Raw genomic sequence first — 1,627 nt, 5'->3', positions numbered from 1 at the left:
CTGCTACGCTCCGGCCCCCCGGCCCGCGCGCGCGGCCCCCAACTCCCATGTCCCCCCGGAAACGCCCCGGTATCCTGCGGATGTCACCCCCCACCCATCCAAAGCCGAAGGGCAACCCCGTGAGCGCCATTCGCCCGGCAGCCGTCGTCGTTCTCGCAGCGGGTGAGGGCACCCGTATGAAGTCGGCCACACCGAAGGTCCTGCACGAGATCTGTGGCCGTTCCCTGGTGGGCCATGTGCTCGCCGCCGCGCGTGAGTTGAAGCCCGAGAACCTGGTCGCCGTCGTGGGGCACGCCCGCGAGAAGGTCACCGAGCACCTGAACGGCGTGGACCCGCAGGTGCGGACGGCCGTGCAGGAACAGCAGAACGGCACCGGGCACGCCGTGCGGATGGCGCTGGAGGAGCTGGGCGGATCCGTCGACGGGACCGTGGTCGTGGTCTGCGGGGACACGCCCCTGCTGAGCGGTGAGACGCTGCAGGCGCTCGCCGCGACGCACCACGCGGACGGGAACGCCGTCACCGTCCTCACCGCCGAGGTCCCGGACGCGACCGGCTACGGCCGTATCGTGCGCGACGAGGCCTCCGGTGCCGTGACCGCGATCGTCGAGCACAAGGACGCCACCGCGTCGCAGCGGGCGATCCGGGAGATCAACTCCGGGGTGTTCGCGTTCGACGGGCAGCTGCTCGCCGACGCGCTCGGGAAGGTGCGGACGGACAACAGCCAGGGCGAGGAGTATCTGACCGACGTCCTCGGGATCCTGCGGGAGGCCGGGCACCGGGTCGGGGCGTCCGTGGCGGGCGACCACCGCGAGATCGCGGGGATCAACAACCGTGTGCAGCTCGCGGAGGCGCGCCGCATCCTCAACGACCGGCTGCTGGAGCGGGCGATGCTGGCCGGCGTGACGATCGTGGACCCGGCCACCACGTGGGTCGACGTGACCGTGTCGTTCGAGCAGGACGTGCTGGTCCATCCGGGTACGCAGCTGCACGGGGCGACCCATCTCGGGGAGGGGTCGGAGGTCGGGCCCAACACGCGGCTGAGGGACACCAAGGTCGGGGCGGGCGCGCGGATCGACAACACGGTGGCCGAGCGTGCCCAGGTCGGGCCGCAGGCCTCTGTGGGGCCGTTCGCCTATCTTCGGCCGGGTACCCGTCTGGGGCCGAAGTCCAAGGTGGGTACGTATGTCGAGACGAAGAACGCCTCCATCGGGGAGGGGACGAAGGTCCCGCATCTCTCGTACGTGGGGGACGCGACGATCGGCGAGCACTCGAACATCGGTGCCGCGAGTGTGTTCGTGAACTACGACGGGCAGGACAAGCACCACACCACGATCGGGTCGCACTGCCGTACCGGGTCGGACAATATGTTTGTGGCTCCTGTCACGGTGGGGGACGGTGCGTACACCGCCGCCGGGTCCGTGATCACCAAGGACGTGCCGCCCGGTTCGCTGGCCGTGGCCCGCGGCCAGCAGCGGAATATCGAGGGTTGGGTGGCCCGGAAGCGTCCGGGGAGCGGGGGGGGGGGGGGGGGGCCGGGGGGGGGCGCGCGCGGGCCGCCCGCGGTCGGTGGCGCGCACGGTGGGGCAAACACACCGGGGCGCGGTGATATGGGCCCGCCCCCCCCCAC

At 71.7% G+C, this 1,627-nt stretch carries 1 protein-coding gene; it reads left to right on the top strand.

The window, feature by feature from the left end; genetic code table 11:
* Window positions 1-119 precede the first annotated feature (119 nt).
* Window positions 120-1,627 (top strand): bifunctional UDP-N-acetylglucosamine diphosphorylase/glucosamine-1-phosphate N-acetyltransferase GlmU (gene glmU / locus ACFW2E_RS28550; RefSeq protein ID WP_384469939.1); only part of this gene is annotated, 1,508 nt, incomplete at its 3' end.

Source organism: Streptomyces sp. NPDC058964, from assembly GCF_042741275.1.
In the GTDB taxonomy this organism is placed as follows: Bacteria; Actinomycetota; Actinomycetes; order Streptomycetales; family Streptomycetaceae; genus Streptomyces.
Note: the sequence above shows the minus strand (reverse complement) of the source record. Positions and strands in the feature narration are given on the sequence as shown.